Below are 20858 nucleotides of genomic sequence, written 5' to 3' on the forward strand. Positions count from 1 at the left end.
GCAGTTCCACTTTGCCCAAATGGGATATCCTCATCCGACCAAACTGCGGGTAAGTTCTTTCGCGTAAATCGCCTTAGGCACCCTCAGGTGTCCCAAGAGAATAGCGTTGACTTGCTTTCTATTGCTTGGGATTTTGCAAGGCAGGTAATGCCTTGCAAGAACCTAAGCGTGGACGATACTGATTCTATGGCTCGAGCGCGGACATGAGGAACAAACAATGGCGGCAGAGCTGATTGAAGGTAACGGCGATGAGGTGACCATCCAGGTCAAGGTCAACCTGAGCGGGACGATGCTCGAGGCTGAAGAGCGCATCCAAAAGGCGTGCAGCGAAGCGGGCATGCTGGTGAGCGCCGAGGCGCTCAAGCGTTTAGAAAACGACGGCTTGCCGGTCGTCGTGGGCGCGATCAAGTCGAGCAAACGCTGCGCCTCGCCGAAGACCTAATAGACGCCCTAGCGAGGCTTCGCCTCAGACCGACGCGTCATGCCATCGGGATCGCTATCGTCGGTTCGATCTCGATCCCGACGGCCTTGGATGGTCGGACGCTTCATCGGAATTTGACTCATCTGCAAGCATTTTGCGCCCTCAAAGATTCTAGGGGCATCAGGCCGTCAGTTCCACTGCCTCCCGATGCACGAGCTCCCAGCCGCTGTAGAGCAGCACCAGCGCATGCAAACGCGCCTCGCCCAGAGGGTCGCGCACGCGCTGATCCCCGGCGTAGCGTTCGAGCTGTGCGCGGGCCTCCGCCAGCAGGCGCTCACGCTTGGCGGGGCTGTCCTCGGCGCGGCTCAGATACTTGAGTTCGATCAGATAGGCATGGCGCATATCCGGATAGCGGAAATAGAAGGGTGCTAGATAGAGGTCGACAAAGCCCCCGGCCTGCTCGGATTCTGAAAACACCCGAAAGTAAGGCGAGAGATTCAGCCAGGCGAGCAGAAAGCCCTGGATCATCTTCTCCCCTTGCAGAAAATCCCGCACGCTCGCCTGCGCGCCGATCTGCTCGGCGAGATAATCGAAAAAGGGCATCCAGTCGCCGCGATAGGCCATGTGGCGCAGCTTCTCGGCGATGTCATAGGTACTGGGCGAAAAAACGCCGGCTTCCTGATAGCCCTCGCGCAGATAGCCATACATCAACTGGCGCACGGTGCGATTCGGAATTTTCAACAAGGCCGCGCCTTCCTGCTCCCCGGCAAAGCTCAGCAGGCCCAGGTAATAGATCAGTGAGATGAAATTGTCCTCGCGCAACAAGCCTTCGGCCGGGAAGCTGGTCTGTACCTGCGCGACCACCTCGCCGGATTCGATGATGGCACGCAGACGCGAGAAATTGCCGTTCAGGCGCACGGGCGTTTTGCCATCTGCGGCGGCCTTCAGCCGCTCTCGATCGCTCAGACGCTGATCCACCTGCACCAGATGGCGCAGCTTGCCGTAGTCGATGCGGACGTTGTGATCGATCAGATCGTCGGGCGGCAAACTGCGCTGCACCAGCGCGCGCAGGTAATAGAGCGCCATGTCGCTGTTGACGATGGGCTCTTGACGCAAGGGATGAAAGTGATAGTGGTTGTACCACTCATCAATCACCGCGCGATGAGCAGAGAATTCCTGCCCGAAGGCCGCGAATAGGGTTTCAAGCTCCGTATGGGTAAAGCCGAGCAAGGCACTGAATTCCGGCTCCAGACTGATATTAGTCCCGATGTTGAAACCGCTAGTCACATCATCGAGCGTAATCGGCGAGACGCCAGTGATGAACAGCCTGGCTAGCCCGCTGCCGGTGCGCCCGGCAGCCTCCTTCAATAAGGCAAAGAAATCGCGAAAGAATCCGCTGCTGTGGGTCAACTCGCGATAGGCTTCACTCCCGGCATTGACCAGGATGTTATTGGCGAAATTGTCATATTCGTCGATGAACAGATAGAGCGACAGCCCACCCGCCTTCAGTTCCCCAAGCAGCCGCTCGAATCGTCGCGCCTGGGTCGCTTCCGTCAGCACGCGTTCTGCCGTTCCCGGCGGCAGGCGTTCCGCGTGGGTCTGCAGAAAATCGATCAGAATGATCCGGGTATAGTGCTCGAAAGACTCCTCGACCAAATCCGGACGTGAGCGCACGGCCGAGAAATCGAATCTCAGGCACAAATACTGTCCCCGTTCCGCCGTCGGCTGGCGCTGAATCCAGGTGTCGGCGAAGAGCGCATCGAAGCGCTCCGCCCAGTGCGCGTCGTAGTAGCACTCCATCACCGACTGCAATAAACTCTTGCCGAAGCGGCGCGGGCGAATCAGAAATAAGAAGCGCCCGGCCTGCTCCAGTAACGGCAAATACCGGGTTTTGTCGACATAGTATTCATGCCCCTCGCGCAGCTTGATGAAATCCGCCACGCCATAGGGGATGCGCCAGGGTTGGTCGGTTGCCTTCATGCCCGCCGTGCTCCGTTTCGTCCAATTGGATTTGCGACAGGATACCAATGCCTTTGACTCGACCGGGGCTTTCAGACCCATGTACGAGCGGGCGATGGTTGGGTGCCGCATTTCACCTCGGTGATTAACTGGAGTTTGCGCATCGGCCTGGGTCTGCTGCAACAGGTCGCGCCGATCGACGTGCCCTGGATGGCGATCATCGATCATTCCATTGATGTCGGCACGAAGAAGGCGCTCGTGGTGCTGCGGGTCCCGCTGGCGGCGTTGGCTCTGCGCGGTGCCGCCCTTCGACTTGAAGATTGTCAGTGTATTGGGCTGGTCGTCGCCGAGACGGTCAACGCTAAGACGGTCGCGCAGCAGCTTAAGGCGATCTTCGCACGTGCCGGTTTACCCTCGGCGATCACCAAGGACAGCGACGCCACCCTCAACAAAGGCGTGCGGTTGTGGATGGACCAGGCGCAGACCACCGTCGCGCTGACCGAGGATCTCGGTCATGTCATGGCCAGTGCACTCAAGGCACAGTTCGAGCCGACCGAGCACTACAAACGCTTCACCACGCTGGCAACGAAGGCCGCGAAAGCGCTGCGGCAAACCGACTTAGCCTTTCTCGTGCCGCCGAAACTGCGCAGCAAGGGGCGCTTTCTCAGCGTCGCCAAGCTCGCCCGCTGGGGTGAGAAGATGCTCGAGGTGATGGCCGTCAAAGGCCGCGCCAAGAAGGGCAGCACCTTGGCGAGGCTGCGCGCGTTCATCACCGCGTTCGCCACCACCGCCGTGACCGTCTCCCAACTCATGGAGATCCTCAAGAACAAAGGACTCGACCCTCACACCGAAGCGCAGTGTCGCCAACTGGCAGAACACTTGCCCGCCGATTCCCGCGTCAAACAGCGTTTCTGCCTCTGGCTCGATCACCACAGTGCCATCCAGCGCCACCTAACCGATCTGCCGCTCATCGTCAGCAGCGACATCCTCGAATCGCTGTTCGGTCACTTCAAGTACATCCTCGAACGCAGCCCGCAGGCCGATATGAACCGCACCACGCTGTTGCTTCCAGCGCTCTGCGGCAACCCCGATCAGGCCACCCTGGCAAACGCGCTTGCAAACGCCTCTCACGGCGACCTGGTGGCTTGGGAGACGGCGCAGATCCCTATACCCAGCGCAAGAAAAGGGCAGCATTCTTTGCCACCGATCAAAGCCAAAAAGCGGGAGATTCTTCGCTCGAATAATGGCCCGATTTCGACATCCTAGGGCGGCGCTCGGATCAATCGTCGCCGGCGCCGGCAAAGGCAGCATCTGCGCTGGGCCTTGGCACAGCACGCGGCGCCCCAACTCCATCAGGTTATCGGTAATGCGCGGTTTTGCTCCGGGTGCCCAATCGACAGCCTTCCCGTGGAGAGGCGTCTGATCGCCGACGGCGATGTCACGATCTTGGCGTGAGGCCTTGTTCTCAGCGGGTGCCATGCTGAGGCTCGCTCCTACTTCCCTCAAACGACGCAATATTCTCGCCCAGTCTCCTTCTGAGAGGCCGTCTGACAAGGGGCGACTTTAGTCGCCCTTGGCACTGGCGAGAGGACGAATGAATTCGCCCCTACAGCTTGGGCGATGGCAATATTCAGACCGCCTCTGAGACAGTCCGCTCAGTCCCCAAACTGCCGAAGGAAATGATTTGGCGTCATGATGGGCAGCGTTGCGCTGGCGAAATCGTCCGTATTTAGCGTCACGACGACGTCGAGACCGTTTACCCTCGCGGATTCATGCGTGAGGGCGTCGTCAAGGTAGGGGAAGCCTAGCGTGAGCGCGGCGTCGACGACCGAGGCGTTGATCGGGGCGACTGACAGCATGTGCCTGAGTTCTTGGATTCGCTCTTCAGCGCTCTCGGTGCCGTGCTTGCTCGAGAGCAGTTCATAGAGCGTTTCGATAGCTGATGCGCAGAGATAACCTTCGACGCGGCCATTTGCGGCGCTTGTCAGCACTTGGACGGACTCTTGTGTCTCCGCACTTTGGTTCGTGAGTGCATCGGTGAGCACGGTGATGTCGAATAGGGCCTTGATTCGTCCGTTCATATTCCTCTCCGTTTGTTCCTGGGCTAGGCGTTCCGCTTGCGGTTCTGAGCCTCGGATCGCATTCTCCACGTCCTTCTTGAGCGTCAGTGCTGGTTAGCTTGCTCGCTTTGCGATCAAGCCCTGTGCGCTAGCGCAGCTTTAACCATCACCGAGTGCCTTTCGGCTTGCTGCGACGCTCTTCATGCGCGACGGCTCACTCCACTTTGTCGGACAAGGGCTTGGTGCTGTCGTCGGGCGTCTGTTGCAACAGGAGGCCAAGCGCTCGGAGGAAACCCGCCGGCTAGATTCTGCCTCGACTCGCGTTGATGCGCGAGCCCGATTTTCAATTCGCTTCCGCGACTTAGGACTTTCGTCGGGATCTCTTGGTGATTGCGCGCGGCGGATCCGACGGGTGGCATGATCGAGGCGTGCTTGCGGTCGGCTAGCACTGAGGGGGTGCTTAGCCGTCAGGTCCATGCGGGAAGCAGTCGAGCAAGGACTCGTTTTCCATGAGGCGATGGGCGAAGAGGTAGCCGGCGGCACTCCAGAGCTGGTTGAGGTGGGCTCGGCGCCCGATGAGGTTGCCGCGCTTGCCGTCGTAATACTCTGGCCATTGGTCTGCGGGCAGGGCGCGGTCGGCGGTCTCGATGGCGAGCTGGGCGAGATCACCGCGTCCGGTCTTGAGGGCGGCGGCGGTGAAGGCCCAGAGCAGCACCGGCCAGTTGCCGCCGTTGTGGTATGACCAGGGGGCGTTCTTGGGGTCGCTGCCGGTCATGAAGCCCCATTCTTTGCCGGCCACGGCGGGGTAGAGGAGCTTGCAGGGCATTTCGCCGATGAGATCCGGCCAGCGGTCGCTGTAGAGGAACATGATGCGGGCGGCTTCGTCGCGTGTTGTGACGCCGAAGAGGATGCTGAGCAGATTGCCGAGGGCGAAGAAGCGGAAGTCCATGCGCCCCGGACCGAGGTTGCCGACCAGATAGCCCGCGCGGTCCGGGAGCCAGTCCGCGACCCATTCCGGGATGGATTCCGGGTAGATGTTCAGCATGTTGATGCTGCCGTCGCCAAACTCTTCCGTCTGGTAGCGGTGGATGGTGCGAAGCTGATTGAGGTCCAGCCAGTAGAAGAACCGCAGATAACTGCGCAGCGAGGTGGCGCGTTTGGCGGAGAGGTCGATCAGGGCGCGGTTCTCGGCGCTCTCGTCGAGGAGATCCAGTGCGGTGATCAGCATGGCATAGAAGAGCGCCTGGATCTCGAGCGGATGTCCGTAGACGCCCATGCGCCGATCGATCATGAAGGCGCCGTCCGGGACCAACAGGGTTGGAAAGACTTCGAAGCCTTCCTTTAGGGTCAGGTCCATGATGCTGCGGAGTACGCGCTGGACGCGTTCCTCGCGCGCCAGGTCGCGGTCGCCGCTCATCCGCTGATAGATGCCGAGGAGGATGACCCACCACATCATGGCGTCGACCGGTGCAACGCGCCCGATCGCCTGGTCTCCGAAATCGGCGCGAATGCTCTCGCCGGCTCTAAGGTCGTGGATGACGCGGAAGCTTGCGGGCAGCATGGCCGGCTCAAGCTCGTGGCCGTGGATGCATTTGTGCTGGCTGCGTAGCTCCAGGACCGTAAGTAAGAAATTGCGGACGATGGCGTGGTTGCCGTCGGCCATGAAGACGAGTGCGGAGGGAACGAAATCTCGGATGAAGCAGTCGTGATAGTTCGCGGCGACCGCGCCAGCCGGGTCCATGGCTGCGACCGTGCCGACCGGCTGACCGCGATAGTTCATGACCGAGGAGGCGAGCAGCTCGATCGCGGATTCAATGGCGTCATTCATCATGCGGCGATGATAGCGGTTTCAGCCTTGATTCTCGCGTCCGATCCAATCGCGCGCGAATTGCCAGGCGGTGCGTCCGCTGCGTGATCCGCGGCGCAGCGCCCACTGCAGCGCGGCGCGCTCGATCGGCGGCCACTCGGATGTTTTTTGTTTGGTGTTGGTATCGGCCAGGCGAGCGATCCAATGGTGGACGACCTCGAGGTATTGCTGCTGGCTGAAGGGATGAAAGGAGACCCAGAGGCCGAAGCGGTCGGAGAGTGAGATCTTTTCCTCAACCGACTCCCCATGATGCAGCTCGCCGTCCTGGATGCGCGCCTCCTGGTTCTCGGACTGGAATTCGGGGAGTAGGTGGCGGCGGTTGGAGGTCGCGTAGATGAGCACGTTTTCGGGGGTGGCGGCGATGGATCCGTCGAGGGCGGCTTTGAGCGCCTTGTAGCTGGATTCGTTGGCTTCGAAGGAAAGGTCGTCGCAGAAGAGAATGAAAGGCTCAGGGCGTCCGACGATGAGATCGAGGATGTCGGGAAGCTGGATGAGGTCGTCCTTATCAACCTCGATGAGGCGCAGTCCGGCGTCTCTGTGAGCATTGAAGACGGCCTTCACCAAGGATGACTTGCCGGTGCCGCGGGAACCCCAAAGGAGGACATTGTTTGCGGGACGACCGCGAATGAACTGCGCTGTGTTGCGGGCAATCTCGTCTTTTTGGCGCTCCAGACAGAGCAAGTCGTCAAAGGCGAGCTGCTGCGGCACCTTGATTGGCTGCAGCCAGCCGCGCTCGGCGTTGCGGCGCCAGCGGAAGGCGTGAGCGGACCAGTCGGGCTGGGCGAGCTCTGGGCTGGGGATGAGCTGCTCGATTCGCTCGAGGAGTGTTTCGAGGCGGGTGATGAGTTTGGCGGCGCTGGACATTGGGCGGACTTGGGTGGGGGCATTGCTTGCTCGGCCGCAGTGAGTGCGGACAGCGGAGCCGACATGCCGGAGTCTGGTCAATCGAAGCCGTGGCTTCCTGATTGGTGGACTGCGCTGCGCTTGTCCACCTTAGGAGACTCGGTGACGAAGCTGGAACTCCGTCACCTGGCACCGAGCGTGCGGCGGGATGGGTGGACGTCGCTCTCGCGCGTCCATCCAACCGCCCATGGTGTGGCTACGCCGAGAGGCGCCGGTACTTGAGTCGGTGCGGCTGGTCCGCATCGCTGCCCAGGCGCCGATGGCGATCGGCCTCGTAATCCGCGTAGTTGCCCTCGAACCAGACGGCCTCTGAGTCGCCTTCGAAGGCCAGGATGTGCGTGGCGACGCGATCCAAGAACCAGCGATCATGGCTGATGACCACGGCGCAGCCGGGGAAGACCAGCAGGGCCTCTTCGAGCGCGCGCAGGGTTTCGACGTCCAGGTCGTTGGTCGGTTCGTCGAGGAGCAGCAGGTTGCCGCCGCTCTTCAGCACCTTGGCCAGATGAACGCGGTTGCGCTCACCGCCGGAGAGGTCGCCAATGCGCTTCTGCTGATCCGTGCCCTTGAAATTGAAGCGCCCGCAATAGGCGCGCGAGGGCATCTCGTAGCGGCCGACGATGATGTTGTCGGCGCCGTCCGAGATCTCTTCCCAGATGGTCTTGCTGTCATCCAGTGCGTCGCGGCTTTGGTCGACGTAGGCCACCTGCACCGTCTCGCCGACCCGCAGCGTGCCGGAATCCGGCTGCTCCTTGCCGGTGATGATGCGGAAGAGGGTGGTCTTGCCCGCGCCATTGGGGCCAATGATGCCGACGATGCCGCCCGCAGGGAGGTTGAAGGAGAGGTTCTCGTAGAGCAAGTTGTCGCCGTAGGCCTTCTTGAGCCCCTCGGCCTCGATGACCAGGTTGCCGAGACGGGGACCCGGTGGGATGTAGATCTCGTTGGTCTCGTTGCGGGACTGGAAGTCCTGCGACTGCAGCTCGTCGAAGCGTGCCAGGCGGGCCTTGCTCTTGGCGTGGCGACCCTTGGGGTTGGTCCGTACCCACTCCAGCTCCTGCTTCATCGCCTTGATGCGCGCCTGCTCCTGCTTCTGCTCCAACTCCAGACGCTGCTCCTTCTGGTCGAGCCAGGAGGAGTAATTGCCTTCCCAGGGGATGCCGTGGCCGCGATCCAGCTCCAGGATCCAGCCGGCGACGTTGTCGAGGAAGTAGCGGTCATGAGTGACGGCGACCACGGTGCCGGGATATTCGTGGAGGAAGCGTTCCAGCCAGGCCACGGATTCAGCATCGAGGTGGTTCGTGGGCTCGTCGAGCAGTAGCATGTCCGGCTTGGAGAGCAGCAGCTTGCAGAGCGCGACGCGGCGGCGCTCGCCGCCGGAGAGCTTTGTGACGTCGGCGTCCCAGGGCGGCAGGCGCAGGGCATCGGCCGCGACCTCGAGGGTTCGATCGAGGTTGTGCCCGTCCGTGGCCTCGATGAGGTTTTCGAGTTCGCCTTGTTCCTTGGCCAAGGCGTCGAAATCGGCGTCCGGCTCGGCGTAGGCGGCGTAGACGGCGTCCAATCGCTCCAAGGCTTGCTTGATGTGGCTCAAGGCCTCCTCGACGTTGCCGCGGACATCCTTGCTCGGGTCCAGCTGCGGCTCTTGAGGCAGATAACCGACATTGATCCCTGGCTGCGGACGCGCTTCGCCCTCGATCTCGGTGTCGATGCCGGCCATGATCCGCAGCAGCGAGGACTTGCCCGAGCCGTTGAGACCGAGCACGCCGATCTTGGCGCCGGGGAAAAAGGAAAGAGAGATGTCGCGCAGGATGACGCGCTTGGGCGGCACAATCTTGCCGACCCGGTTCATCGTATAAATATATTGAGCCATGGGATGATGAGGATGCGTCGTTCAGAAGGCGGTGTGAGGGGTTCGCGTCAGAAATCCGCAGTCGATCTGCGGCGGGGTGTTGCGCCCCAGGTACGACTGCGCATTCTGCGCTGTCGCTGCACAAATGTCCAAGCGTCGGCGCGCTGCGCCTGTTCTGTGACAGAATCATCGGCAACGCCCTGGATCCCGGCGGGAGACTATGATTCATTCAGGACGATGAGGATTCGGTTGAAGCTCGGAGTACGCATGGCATGACACACCCCATCTCGGCGACGACCCTCGACGACCTCGTGCCCGTGCACGAGCTGGTTAGGGACGAGCGCATACGGCTCGCGCGCAGCGGTCAGGTGTTCGACATCGAGGCCGGCAAGAAGCTGACAGCCATTCAGGAGTATCCCTGGATCGACTATCTGCTCTCCGGTCAGGTTTGCCTCGTGAGTGGTGACAGGAAGGAGATGATCGAGTCGGGCACCTTGCGGGCCTGCCAGCCGCTGTTCAGTGAGAGCCGCTTGCGCGAGCATGCCGTGTTCGTGGCCCCTGGCGAGCTGCTGCGGCTGGATCGTCAACTCTATGAGAATATTTGCGGTATCCATCCGCCGTCGCTGAACTCGCTGGGCGATCTGGAGCTGAACGATACCGAGGGCATCCTGCTCGGGAAGCTCTACCAGGCGTGCAAGAAGGGCAACCTGTCCCTGCCGACCTTGCCGAAGGTCGCTAAGGCCATCCAGGAGGCGATGCGCGATCCCAACATTACCTCGGCCAAGCTGGCGCGGATCGTCCAGATGGATATGGCGGTGACGGGCGGCCTCATTCGCGTCGCGAACAGCGTCATGTATCGGGCGGCACAGCCCATTCCTGACGTGCGTAACGCCATCATTCGGCTCGGCATGGAGGTGACGCGCTCCGCCGTGGTCAGTATGGCGATGCAGCAGCTGTTCCGGTCCAAGAACCCGCTCATGAAGCACCGGATGAAGGCGGCCTGGAACCGCAGCGTCCATGTCTCTGCCCTGAGCTATGTCTTGGCGCGCCATTGCGAGGGTTTCAGCCCTGAGCAGGCGATGCTGGCTGGGCTCATCCATGACGTGGGCGTGATCCCCATCCTCGACTTCGTCAGCCGCAATCAGATCGAGGTCGACGAGGATGAGCTGGAGGCGGCTATCCTCAAGCTTCATATCATGGTGGGCGAGCTGGTCGTCGACTATTGGGGGCTCGGACCTGAGATCGCGCAGGTCGTGCGTGAGTCCGGTAATTGGCACCGTGATGAGAAGGATGCGCCGGACTACTGCGACATCGTGCTCCTGGCGCGCCTTTACCGCCTCAATCAGAGTGAGACGCGCGGTCCGCTGCCCCGCTATGACGAGGTGCCCGCCTACTACAAGCTGGGACTGGGTTATCCGGAGGCCGAGGGCGAGCAGGTGGACGTGGTGGCGGAGGCCAGCGAGGAGCTGTCCGCCGTGATGGCGATGCTTCGAGGCGATCGGGTCTAGGCCGGGGGCGAGTCGAGGGATATGTCCACACCCCAGTCTGCGCTCGCTGCAGCGCTGCCCGTCATCGGATTTGTTGCGCCGAGCGGCAGCGGCAAGACGACCCTTCTCCGTGCCGTGGTCGCGGAGCTGCATGCGCGCGGCCTGCGGCTTGGCTATCTCAAGCATGCGCACCACACCTTCGATCTGGACACTCCCGGAAAGGACAGCTTTGAGATTCGCGCGGCGGGCGCGGCTCAAACGCTCCTTGCGTCACGCGAGCGCTGGGCCTTGCAGGTCGAGCAACACAGCAAGGGGGAGGATCCGGATCTGCAGGCGATGCTTGCGCGCTTCGAGCACGACAGCCTGGATTTGGTGCTGGTCGAGGGCTTCAAGCATGCGCGTTATCCGAAGATCGAGGTTTTCCGCACGGCGCTCGGTCGGGCTCCGCTTTATGTGAAGGACACTGACATCGTCGCGGTCGCCACGGACGACCCCTTGCCGCGCCAGCCGCATCCCCAAATTCTTCCACTCAGAAGTCCGTCAGCCATTGTGAACTTCATTCTGAGTCGCTCCGGGCTCGTCGATTGACCTCAGGGTTCGTGGCTTGACCTAGACAGGCGGCCAGGGGGTCATCGCTGCCAGAAGGTCGGCGTCAAGAGCACCAGCAGGGTGAAGATCTCCAGGCGTCCCAGCAGCATGGCGAAGCAGAGGATCCACTTCGCAGGGGCCTGCAGGTCGGCGTAGTGTGCGCCGACCTGTGAGAGTCCGGGTCCCAAGTTGTTGATACAGGCCGCGACTGCCGAGAAGGAGGTGACGAGATCCAGGCCGGTCGCCGTCAGCATCAGGTACATCAGGACGAAGCTGGCGACGTAGAGCGAGAAGAATCCCCACACCGCGTCGACCACACGGTGGTTGACCGTCTTGCCGCCGATGCGCACGGGCAGCTGCGCGTTGGGATGGACCAGCCGTTCGATCTCACGCAACCCCTGCTTGATCAGGAGGAGGACGCGGATGACCTTGATGCCGCCTCCGGTCGAACCGGCGCAGCCGCCCACAAAGCTGGCGAAGAGCAGCAGGATCTCTAGAAAGGGTGGCCAGAAATAGAACTCCGCGGTTGTGAATCCGGTCGTGGTGCCGATCGAGACCGCCTGAAAAAGACCCTTGGTGAAGGACTCTTCCCAGGTCAGGTAGGTCTGGCTGTGGTAGAGCGCGATGGTCACGAAGGTCGTTACCGTGATCACGATCAGCATGTAGAAACGGAATTCGCTGTCGTGGAAGTAGATCAGCGGGTCTTGGCGACGCACGGCCACGAAATGCAGCGTGAAGTTCATCCCGGCCAGGAGCATGAAGAGCACGGCGATCATCTCGATCAGGGTGCTGTCGAAGTAGCCCATGCTGAGATCGTGGGTCGAGAAGCCGCCGATGGCGACCGTCGAGAAGGCGTGCCCGATGGCGTCGAAGAGTGTCATGCCTGCGCCCCAGTAAGCCAGGGCGCAGGCGATGGTGATCCACAGGTAGATGTACCAAAGGGCCTTGGCGGTCTCCGTAATCCGTGGTGTCAGCTTGGAGTCCTTCATTGGCCCCGGCATCTCGGCCCGGTACAGCTGCATGCCGCCGATTCCCAGCATGGGGAGCACGGCGACGGCGAGCACGATGATGCCCATGCCGCCTAGCCACTGGAGCTGTTGGCGGTAGTAGAGGATGGACTTGGGCAGCGCATCCAAGCCGATGATGACTGTGGCGCCGGTCGTGGTCAGGCCAGAGAGTGACTCGAAGATGGCGTCGGTGGGGGAGATGTCAGGGCTTGGTGAGAGCAGGAAGGGGAGCGAGCCAGCGAGTCCGAGCGTCGTCCAAAACAGCACCACGACCAGGAAGCCATCGCGTAGTCGCAGCACATGCTGTGAGCGGCTCACTGGCAGAAAGATGAGTAGGCCCGCGATCAGGATGAGGCCGAAGGCGAAGAGAAAGGGCCAGATCGCGCCGTCCTGGTAGATCATTGCGACCAGCGCGGGCGGGAGCATCGTAAAGCTGAAGATGGTCAGCAGCAGGCCCAGGACCTTTTGAACGGCGGCGAATCTCATGGGGCTGGAGCCATCTGCGCTGCAGGCGCGCTAGAGGAAAGTCACGCCGACCTGGAAGAGCCGTTCCACCTCTTGGATGCGGCGTTTGTCCGGCAAGAAGAGGATAACGTGATCCTCGGGCTCGATGAGGGTGTCGCTGTGCGCGATCACGACCTCGTCCCCGCGCACCAGCGCGCCGATGCTGGCGCCCTTGGGCAGCTTGAGTTCGCCGATGCTGCGTCCCACCACCTTGCTCGAGGTCTTGTCGCCATGCGCGATGGCCTCGATGGCCTCCGCAGCGCCGCGACGCAGCGAGTGCACCATGACGACGTCGCCGCGCCGGATGTGCTTGAGCAGACTGCCAATCGTCGCCTGCTGCGGTGAGATGGCGATGTCGATGCTCCCCGATTGAACGAGGTCGACGTAGGCCGGACGATTGATCAGGGCCATGACCTTGCGCGCGCCGAGCCGCTTGGCGAGCATGGCCGAGATGATGTTGGCCTCGTCATCATTGGTGACGGCGCAGAAGACATCTGTGTTTTCGATGTTCTCCTCCAGCAGCAGGTCTTGGTCGGCGGCGTCGCCATGGAGCACGATGGTCTTCTCCAGGTCTTCCGCGACCCGCTTGCAGCAGCTGAGATTGTGCTCGACGATCTTGACGCGAAAGTTGGGCTCCAGTGCCTTCGCGAGCCGTGTGCCGATGTTGCCGCCGCCGGCGATCAGGATGCGCTTGTAGGACTTGTCGAGCCGCCGCAGCTCGCCCATGACGGCTCGAATGTGCTTGGGAGCGGCGACGAAGAAAACCTCGTCATCGACCTCGATGACGGTGTCACCGTCCGGCTGGATGGCCCGGTCTTGTCGATAGATGGCCGCAACCCTTGCGTCGACGCTCGGCATATGGTCGTGCAGGGTGCGCAGCTCCTGTCCGACCAAGGGGCCGCCGTGAAAGGCGCGCACGGCAACCAGTCGGATGCGTCCGCTGGCGAAGTCCAGGACCTGCAAGGTGCCGGGGTTTTCGATGAGCCGGATGATGTAGTCGGTGACCAGGGCCTCGGGGCTTATGGTGACGTCGATGGGGAGCGCGTCCGTGCCGAAGAGCTTGGGGCGGTCGAGAAAGCTCTGGGCGCGAACGCGCGCGATCTTGGTCGGCGTGTGGAACAGGGTATAGGCGACCTGGCAGGCAACCATGTTGGTCTCATCGCTATTGGTCACCGCGATGATCATGTCGGCGTCCTCGGCGCCGGCGCGCAGGAGGACATCCGGGTGGGCGCCGTGGCCCATCACGGTGCCGAGGTCGAATTTGTCTTGAAGCTCGCGCAGCAGGTCCGGATTCTGGTCGACGACGGTGATGTCGTTCGCCTCGTTGACCAGGTTAGCAGCAACCGAGGTGCCCACCTGGCCGGCGCCCAGAATGATGATTTTCATGGCAGTTCATCGACGCTCTTTGATTTCGATACCGAGCGAGCGCAGCTTGCGGTAGAGATGGGTGCGCTCCATTCCGGCCTCTTTCGCCATCTTGCTTACGTTCCCCGCATGCTTTTCGAGCTGGTAGTCGAGATAGGCCTTCTCGAACTGTTCGCGTGCCTGGCGGAGCGGCTGGTCGAAAGAGACGAGCCCTTCCAGTGCTTGGACCTGCACGGGCGGCGGTGCGCCAAGGGCGCTCTCCACCTCTTTTTGACTGATCTCGTCGCCGGCGCCCAAGATGAGCACGCGCTGCACCAGGTTCTTGAGTTCACGGACATTGCCTGGCCAGGGATAGTTGCGCAGGAAGTTCTGGGCGCCGACGCTGAAGCGCCTGTAGGGCAGCTTTTCATGGGTGGCGAAGAAGTCGAGGTAGAAGTTCAGCAGATCCGGGACGTCCTCGGCGTGCTCGTGCAGCGGCGGTATATTCAGAGGGACGACGTTGAGGTGATAGAAGAGATCCTCTCGGAAGCGTTCGGCGCGGACCTCTTCCTCGAGGTTGCGCTGGGTGATGGCGACGATGCGCACATCGATGCGCACCGGTTCGCTGCCATCGACGCGCAAGAAGGAGCCGCTATCCAGGGCGCCGAGCAGCTTGGACTGGGCATCCCACTCCATGTCGGCCACTTCATCGAGCAGCAGGGTGCCGCCGGCCGCCTTTTCCAGGCTGCCATAGTGGGTGTGTTCGCCCTCTTCGGTCCCGAAGAGTTCGCGCGCGGCGTTGCCGCCGGCGAGGGATGAGACGCTGAGATCGACGAAGGGGCGCTCCTTGCGCGCGCTTTGGGAGTGTAGGTAGCGTGCGAATGTCTCGCGGCCGCTGCCCGCCTCGCCGGTGATGAGGACCCAGGTATCGTGCTGGGCGATGCGCTTGACCTGCTCGCGCAGGCGCTGCATGACGGCACTGCGTCCCACGGGCTCATGGACCTGAGGCGCGCGGCGCTTCAGACCGATGTTCTCTTGGTGGAGCTTGTCCGCTTCCAGGGCGCGCTCGACGGTCAGCAGCAGCTTGGCCATCGAAAGGGGCTTTTCCAGGAAGTCGTAGGCACCGAGCCGCGTTGCCTCGACGGCGGTCTCCACCGTGCCGTGCCCGGACATCATGATGACGGGGCAGGGTAGATCGTCGTCTTCCGCCCACTCCTTGAGCAGCGAGATGCCGTCGATGTCCGGCATCCAGATATCGAGCAGGATGAGATCCGGGCGACGGTCTCGCAAGGCGTGCCTGGCGGCCTCGCCATTCTCGGCGATGGCAACGTCGTAGCCTTCATCTTCTAGAATCTCTTTGACCAAGCCGCGGATGTCGGGCTCGTCGTCGACGACAAGGATGTGGGTTGCGCTCATGAGTCTTTGTCTTGCTCCCGACCTTGGGTCGCTTGCTCAGCGGCCTGCCAGACTGGTATTCGGACCCTGATCAAGGCGCCTTGGCCCGTATTCTCAGCGTCGATCATACCGCCGTGTTCTTCAATTATCTTCTTGACGATTGCCAAGCCGAGTCCAGTCCCCTTCGACTTGGTTGTGACATAGGGCTCGAAGAGGCGATCCAGCAAGTGTGCCTCGAATCCCGGTCCATTGTCGGCGACGATGAACTCGAGCGCACGACTCTCTTCATCGACGTGGAGCCCAGTCCCGACGAGGATCTCGCCGCCGACCCTGCCATCGAGCGCCTCCTGAGCGTTCTTGATGAGATTGTGGATCAGCTGTCGCAGGCGTAATGGATCCCCCCGTACCAGGGTGCCCGGGGCCTTGAGTTTGATCTTGAGCGCGGTCGTGCCGGCGCTGCGATAGAGATCAAGCACCTCTTGTGCGAGCGTGTCGAAGACCAAGGGTGCGGCTTGGATCTGAGGCGTGCGCGCGTAGTCCGAGAAGTCGTTGACCATCGTCTTCATGGCCTCGACCTGTTGGATAATGGTGCCGGTCGCGCGGTCGATAACGCGCGCGTCCGTCTCCTCGGCCTTGGGCAGCAGCTTGTGCCTCAGGCGTTCGGCCGAGAGCTGGATGGGCGTGAGCGGGTTCTTGATCTCGTGGGCGAGGCGCCGCGCCACCTCGGCCCATGCGGCGTTGCGCTGGGCGGTGATGAGTGAGGTGACGTCGTCGAAGACCACGACATGCTCGCGCTGGCTGGTGTCGGGCAGGGGGAGTGGGCTTCCGCGGCACATGAGTGTTTGGCTCGCCTCGCCGCGCTGGAGCACGACCTCGGCACGCCAGGCCTGCCCCGCCGCGATGTGGCGGCGAAGCGTCTCCGTCCAAGGGGTCAGCCAGGGTTGATCGCGCTCCATTTGCTCTAGCGTTGGGCCGGCGTCTTCCGCGAACTGCAGCGACAGGATGGTCCGCGCCGCCGGATTGGCCGTGCGCAGCTTGAGCGCTTCGTCGAGCGAAACGACACCGGAGGAAAGTCGCCCGAGGATGGTCTCGAGATAGTTGCGCTGGGTCTCGACGGCCTGCTTGCTGCGCGCCGCCGTATCGCGTGCCGATGCGATGCGTCGCGACATGGCGTTGAAAGAGGCGACCAGAAAGGTCAGTTCGTCATCGTGTCGCGGCAGCGCGATCTGCTGCTCGTAGTCGCCCTCGGCGATCGATCGGGTGGCGCGTGCGATGTCGGCAACGGGCGCCACTAGGCGCCGGGCCGTATGAAAGGCGGCGATCAACGCCGCCATGAGGCCGAACAAGAGGACGAGCGACAGGGTCAAGGAAAAGCTGAGCTTGAGCGACTTGCGCAGGTAGGCCAGTTCCGTGTAGCGGTTGTAGGCTTCCTCCAGGTGCAAGGAGAGTTCGCTGATGCGTGAGGACGTCGGGAAGATGGCCTGCAGCAGCATGGGGCGGCCGCGCGGATCCTGGACCAGGGTCCTGACCACCAACTCATCCCCCGGGCCGTTCTCCAGGCCGACGTAGTTCGTTCCCGCTCGCACGCCCTGCTGAATCTCGCGCTCGGCGTGGTTGGGGACCAGCTGGGTTGGGTCTTCATTGGCCGTGGCCAGGACCCGACCGGCATCGCTGTAGACCGTGAGTTCGATAGCACCCGCTTGGCGGCGCAGGCTATTCAAGCTGAGGGCGATGGCAGTCGCTGATCTGTCCTCGATTCCGGCCAGCAGCTGTTCCGTGATCTTGCCCAGCAGCCGTTGATTGAGGTCCAGCGAGGCTTGGTTCAGCACCAGCGCGTCTTGCATGGCACGGCCGATCTTGACGTCGAACCAACTGTCGATGCCGCGCAGCAGAAAGCCGAGCGAAAAGTAGTAGACGACCCCGACCGGCAAGAGCGAGATGAGCGCGAAGAGCACCACGATACGCGCGGTGAGGCGCGAGCCGGCGGCTTGGCGGCGGTAACGCTTGACGAGTTTGACGACGTTGACGACGACGAGGACGGCGAGCACGAGCAGCCCCGCCATCACCATGAAAAGCAGGGGCACGAAGGCGCGACTGAGCGTCTCGGAGTTCTGCACCGCGTCGCGCATGAGCACGAGGACGATGAAGAGGCCGATGATGAGGATGGCGACCGGAACCGTCCCCAGGCCGCGTCTCCAGCTCATGGGGTTAAAGGCCACTTGCTCCACCCGCTGGATAGCTTCCAGGACGGCTTGAGATAGGCCGTGGGCCTCAAAGGCAGCGGCAGTTCCTCGATGTCTAGGAATGCCTTCATTTGCAATTCGTAGTCTTGTTCGGGTTCGAGGGCACCTTGCGACACCAGGGCGATGTCACGCAGTTCCCCCAAGGCTCGAATGGCCGCGTCTCGGGTGACGAAATCCTTGCCCTTGGTGCCCGGTAGCCGATACACCTCGTAGCGCTCGGATAGCGGCTTGTAGCGAACCGCATAGCGCAGCTGTAGATCGAGCAGGCTGTCTTCCCAGAGCCATGCCTTGGTGCGCCGGATCTGCAAATGGAAAACGACGGTCAGAGGCACGCCATTGTCCAGCGCTTCGAGGGCATCTTCGCTCGGGTTGAAATCGACGCGGGCGTTGAGGAAGTACTGGGACGCTTCGAGTCGCGTTTGGACCTGTCTGAGTTCGAAGTCAGCGCGCGCGAGTGCGGCTGTGGAGATCGTGAGGACGATGCCCATGACGACCAGCCGATTCAGGCCCAAGGCGGTCGCACCGATCATGGCGTGCGCTTCTCGAGCAGCGCGTAGTAGAAGCCGTCATGGCCGCCGGAGGTCGGCAGCAGTTGGCGGCCGTGCGTCAGGCTGCGTCCCCAGTCGGTCCGCAAGGTCAGCTCGCGCGCGTCCTCGCGTCGCGCGAGGAAGTCGGCGATTTGCTCCTGATTCTCCTCCGCGAGCAGCGAGCAGGTCGCATAGAGCAGACGCCCGCCTGTTGCGAGCAGCGGCCAGAGGGCGTCGAGCATCTGGCGCTGGGTCGCGCAGAGGGCCGCGATGTCGTCCGGTCGCCTGAGCCACTTGATGTCTGGGTGACGGCGAATCACGCCGGTTGCCGAGCAGGGCGCATCCAGCAGGATGCGATCGAAGGGCGTGTCGCGCCATGCTTCGCGCGGGCTCGTGGCATCGTCTTGGATGATGTGAGCGTCCAGTCCGAGCCTGGTCAGGAGCGCGCGCACGCTCTCCAGCCGCGTGTCGTCCTTGTCGATGGCCACCAGGTCGAGCCTATTGTGCGCCCGCTCCAAGATCGCCGCAGTCTTGCCGCCTGGAGCTGCGCAGGCGTCGAGAGCGCGCTGATCGGTCTCGGCGTCTAGGAGATTGGCGGCGAGTTGGGCGCCACTATCCTGGATCGCGACCAGGCCCTCCTCGAAGCCGGGGAGTTCGCGCGCGGGTCTTGGGGTATCCAGCATCAGGCCCGTCTCCAGGTCCCGGATGGGACGCGCCGTGATACCGGCCTGCGCCAGTCGAGCCGCATAGGACGAGCGGTCGATGCGTGTGCCATTGACCCTCAGGGCCATTGGCGGACGCTCGTTGCTGACGGTCAAGATGCTTTCCCAGTCTTGCGGCCAGTTTCGCTGGAGATGCTCGATCAGCCACTTTGGAAAGAGCCAACGGGCCTCGGTCTGCTGCGAGACGGCTTGGCGCAGCCGATCCTGTTCGCGCAGGAAGCGGCGCAGGAGTGCGTTGACGAGGCCTGCCTTGCCAGGCTTGCCGAGCAGGCGCACTGCGCCAACGGTCGCGGATACGGCCGCATGGGGTGGCGTTGCCATCGCCTCGAGCTGATAGAGGCCAACCAGGATCAAGCACTCGAGGTCGCGATCGGCCTTCTTGAGCGGGTGCTTGAGCAGCAGGGCGGCGATTGCTTCCAAGCGCGGCAGCAGACGCAGCGTGCCATAGCTCATTTCTTGGGTCAGGGCGGGGTCGCGGCTCGTCTCGCCGCCATGCTGCTCCTGCAGCGCGCGGGTCAGGGATTGCCCACGGTCTCTGACCCTATGGACAACGCGTGCGGCGGCAGCGCGTGAGTGCGCTCCGACCGTGCTGACCTGCTTGGCTGTCCCTTCCTTGAGATCAACCAAGTCTCACGCCGCCCAAGTCTCGTGCGTTCAAGTAGTCGCCAGCGCTCATCGGCTTCTTGCCCGCCGGCTGCAGGCGGGTGATGCGGAGGATGCCGCGTCCGGTGGCGACTTCGATTCCGCGCTTGTCGGCTTGGGTGACGCTTCCTGGTGGCTCGGTGGCCGTGCGCTCCAGGTCCGCCGCTGCCTCCCAGATCCTTAGCGTCGTCCCTTCCAGCTGCGTATGAGCCACAGGCCAAGGATCGAAGGCCCTCACCTGGCGCTCGACGGCGTCCGCCGCTGCCGTCCAGTCGATGGCCGCCTCCTCCTTGGTCAGCTTGTGTGCATAGGTCACCCGCGTCTCGTCCTGGGGGGTGGCGGCCAGGGAGCCGTCGGCGATGCCCGGCAAGGCCTCCATCAAGGCGCGCGCACCCAGCTCGGCCAGGCGGTCGTGCAGCGTCCCGCCAGTCTCTCGCGGCGCCATTGGGGTCTCGATGCGATGGTAGACCGGACCTGTGTCCAAGCCTTCTTCCATGCGCATGATGCAGACCCCGCTGTGCCGGTCTCCGGCGAGCACCGCGCGCTGGATGGGGGCGGCGCCGCGCCACCGCGGAAGGAGTGATGCGTGTACGTTGACGCAGCCTAGCGCCGGGGCTTGCAGGACCGCAAGCGGCAGAATTAGCCCATAGGCGACGACGATCATGAGATCCGCCTTGAGGCTGCGGAGTGCGTCGACTGCTGCTGGATCGCGTTTCAGACTCTGTGGCTGGTGGACCGCGATGCCGCGCTCCAGCGCGACCTGCTTCACCGGGCTCATTTGCAGCTTACGCCCACGTCCCGCAGGGCGATCCGGCTGGGTGTAGACGGCTAGGACGTTGACGCCGCCATCGAGCAGTGCCCTGAGCGGCGGTACTGAGAACTCAGGGGTCCCCGCGAAGATGACTCGCAAATCCTTCATCCGGCCGACCTGAGAGCTGCGCCAAGATGATGGCAGGTGGTGATGCGCTCGGATGCGCTTAGAAAGCGTCCGTCAACAACTTCCCCGCTTTCGCGAAGGGGGGCTAGGGGGGATTTCGGGCGGCATCGCTCGCATCGGGAAACAATCGTTGGACACTTTCTGACGGCATCAGGGGGCGATGCCCAGGGCTGGAAACCGCGCATCAGATGACGTCCCTTTGCGGTTCCGCGGGCTGCGTCAGGGCTTGGCGCTGTTCTTTCGGCCGCCCTGAGAGCTGCTCCGCGATGCTGGCAGGCGGTGATGTGGTCGGATGCGCTTGGAAAGCGTCCATCAACAACTTCCCCCCTTTCGCAAAGGGGGGCTAGGGGGGATTTCGGGCGGCATCGCCCGCATCGGGAAACAATCGTTGGACACTTTCTGACGGCAT

At 62.7% G+C, this 20858-nt stretch carries 16 protein-coding genes; 4 read left to right on the forward strand and 12 right to left on the reverse strand.

The features are described from left to right. The first annotated feature begins 217 nt into the window (after nt 1–217). Nucleotides 218–442 (forward strand): hypothetical protein, encoded by a 225-nt coding sequence (locus G3480_RS04810; RefSeq protein ID WP_164652539.1) that lies wholly within the window; start codon nt 218–220, stop codon nt 440–442. Between the two features lie 159 nt (nt 443–601). On the opposite strand, the gene G3480_RS04815 is transcribed toward G3480_RS04810, so the two are convergent. Then, nucleotides 602–2401 carry an AAA family ATPase gene (locus tag G3480_RS04815; RefSeq protein ID WP_164652540.1) on the reverse strand — a complete coding sequence of 600 codons (1800 nt, stop codon included), beginning with the start codon at nt 2399–2401 and terminating at the stop codon, nt 602–604. Between the two features lie 102 nt (nt 2402–2503). Between G3480_RS04815 and G3480_RS04820 the strand changes: the two genes are divergently transcribed. Continuing rightward, entirely contained in the window at nt 2504–3646 is a 1143-nt protein-coding gene (locus G3480_RS04820) for a hypothetical protein (RefSeq protein WP_164652541.1), read from the forward strand. A 389-nt stretch (nt 3647–4035) separates the two neighbouring features. Here the strand turns inward: G3480_RS04820 and G3480_RS04825 are convergent, their stop codons facing one another. The 4 genes from G3480_RS04825 to ettA all read right to left on the reverse strand — a co-directional run bounded on the left by G3480_RS04825 (nt 4036) and on the right by ettA (nt 9074). Continuing rightward, nucleotides 4036–4461, reverse strand: coding sequence for a type II toxin-antitoxin system VapC family toxin (locus tag G3480_RS04825; RefSeq protein WP_164652542.1), 426 nt, complete (start codon nt 4459–4461; stop codon nt 4036–4038). Between the two features lie 439 nt (nt 4462–4900). Further along, complete coding sequence (locus tag G3480_RS04830) at nt 4901–6268, reverse strand: glycoside hydrolase 100 family protein (RefSeq protein ID WP_164652543.1); 1368 nt, start codon at nt 6266–6268, stop codon at nt 4901–4903. A 21-nt stretch (nt 6269–6289) separates the two neighbouring features. Beyond that, nucleotides 6290–7171 carry an ATP-binding protein gene (locus G3480_RS04835; RefSeq protein ID WP_164652544.1) on the reverse strand — a complete coding sequence of 294 codons (882 nt, stop codon included), beginning with the start codon at nt 7169–7171 and terminating at the stop codon, nt 6290–6292. Nucleotides 7172–7406: 235 nt separating this feature from the next. Further along, a complete protein-coding gene (gene ettA / locus G3480_RS04840) occupies nt 7407–9074 on the reverse strand; it encodes an energy-dependent translational throttle protein EttA (protein WP_164652545.1) in 1668 nt (555 codons plus the stop codon). Nucleotides 9075–9325: 251 nt separating this feature from the next. On the opposite strand from ettA, the gene G3480_RS04845 reads away from it, so the two are divergent. Together G3480_RS04845 and mobB are read left to right on the forward strand one after the other, a co-directional pair. Then, entirely contained in the window at nt 9326–10561 is a 1236-nt protein-coding gene (locus G3480_RS04845) for an HDOD domain-containing protein (RefSeq protein ID WP_164652546.1), read from the forward strand. Nucleotides 10562–10582: 21 nt separating this feature from the next. Then, a complete protein-coding gene (gene mobB / locus G3480_RS04850; RefSeq protein WP_164652547.1) occupies nt 10583–11128 on the forward strand; it encodes a molybdopterin-guanine dinucleotide biosynthesis protein B in 546 nt (181 codons plus the stop codon). 41 nt (nt 11129–11169) lie between these two features. Here mobB and G3480_RS04855 read toward each other — a convergent pair whose 3' ends face one another. From G3480_RS04855 to fmt, 7 genes are read right to left on the reverse strand one after another with little or no spacing between them, the layout of a single operon-like run. Continuing rightward, complete coding sequence (locus G3480_RS04855) at nt 11170–12621, reverse strand: TrkH family potassium uptake protein (RefSeq protein WP_164652548.1); 1452 nt, start codon at nt 12619–12621, stop codon at nt 11170–11172. A 30-nt stretch (nt 12622–12651) separates the two neighbouring features. After that, complete coding sequence (trkA, locus tag G3480_RS04860) at nt 12652–14025, reverse strand: Trk system potassium transporter TrkA (protein WP_164652549.1); 1374 nt, start codon at nt 14023–14025, stop codon at nt 12652–12654. A 6-nt stretch (nt 14026–14031) separates the two neighbouring features. Next, on the reverse strand, nt 14032–15399 hold the full coding sequence (locus G3480_RS04865) for a sigma-54-dependent transcriptional regulator (protein WP_164652550.1): 1368 nt from the start codon (nt 15397–15399) through the stop codon (nt 14032–14034). After that, nucleotides 15396–17582, reverse strand: coding sequence for a sensor histidine kinase (locus G3480_RS04870; RefSeq protein WP_164652551.1), 2187 nt, complete (start codon nt 17580–17582; stop codon nt 15396–15398). The genes G3480_RS04865 and G3480_RS04870 overlap by 4 nt, the downstream gene beginning before the upstream one ends. Continuing rightward, nucleotides 17579–18151, reverse strand: a complete 573-nt coding sequence (locus G3480_RS04875; protein ID WP_164652552.1) for a DUF4390 domain-containing protein — start codon at nt 18149–18151, stop codon at nt 17579–17581. The genes G3480_RS04870 and G3480_RS04875 overlap by 4 nt, the downstream gene beginning before the upstream one ends. Next, a complete protein-coding gene (gene rsmB, locus G3480_RS04880) occupies nt 18148–19497 on the reverse strand; it encodes a 16S rRNA (cytosine(967)-C(5))-methyltransferase RsmB (protein ID WP_164652553.1) in 1350 nt (449 codons plus the stop codon). Before rsmB ends, G3480_RS04875 begins: the two co-directional genes overlap by 4 nt. Beyond that, nucleotides 19490–20431 (reverse strand): methionyl-tRNA formyltransferase, encoded by a 942-nt coding sequence (gene fmt / locus G3480_RS04885; protein WP_164652554.1) that lies wholly within the window; start codon nt 20429–20431, stop codon nt 19490–19492. The genes rsmB and fmt overlap by 8 nt, the downstream gene beginning before the upstream one ends. Between the last annotated feature and the right edge of the window lie 427 nt (nt 20432–20858).

The sequence above is a fragment of the Thiorhodococcus mannitoliphagus genome (assembly GCF_010915725.1).
GTDB lineage: Bacteria > Pseudomonadota > Gammaproteobacteria > Chromatiales > Chromatiaceae > Thiorhodococcus > Thiorhodococcus mannitoliphagus.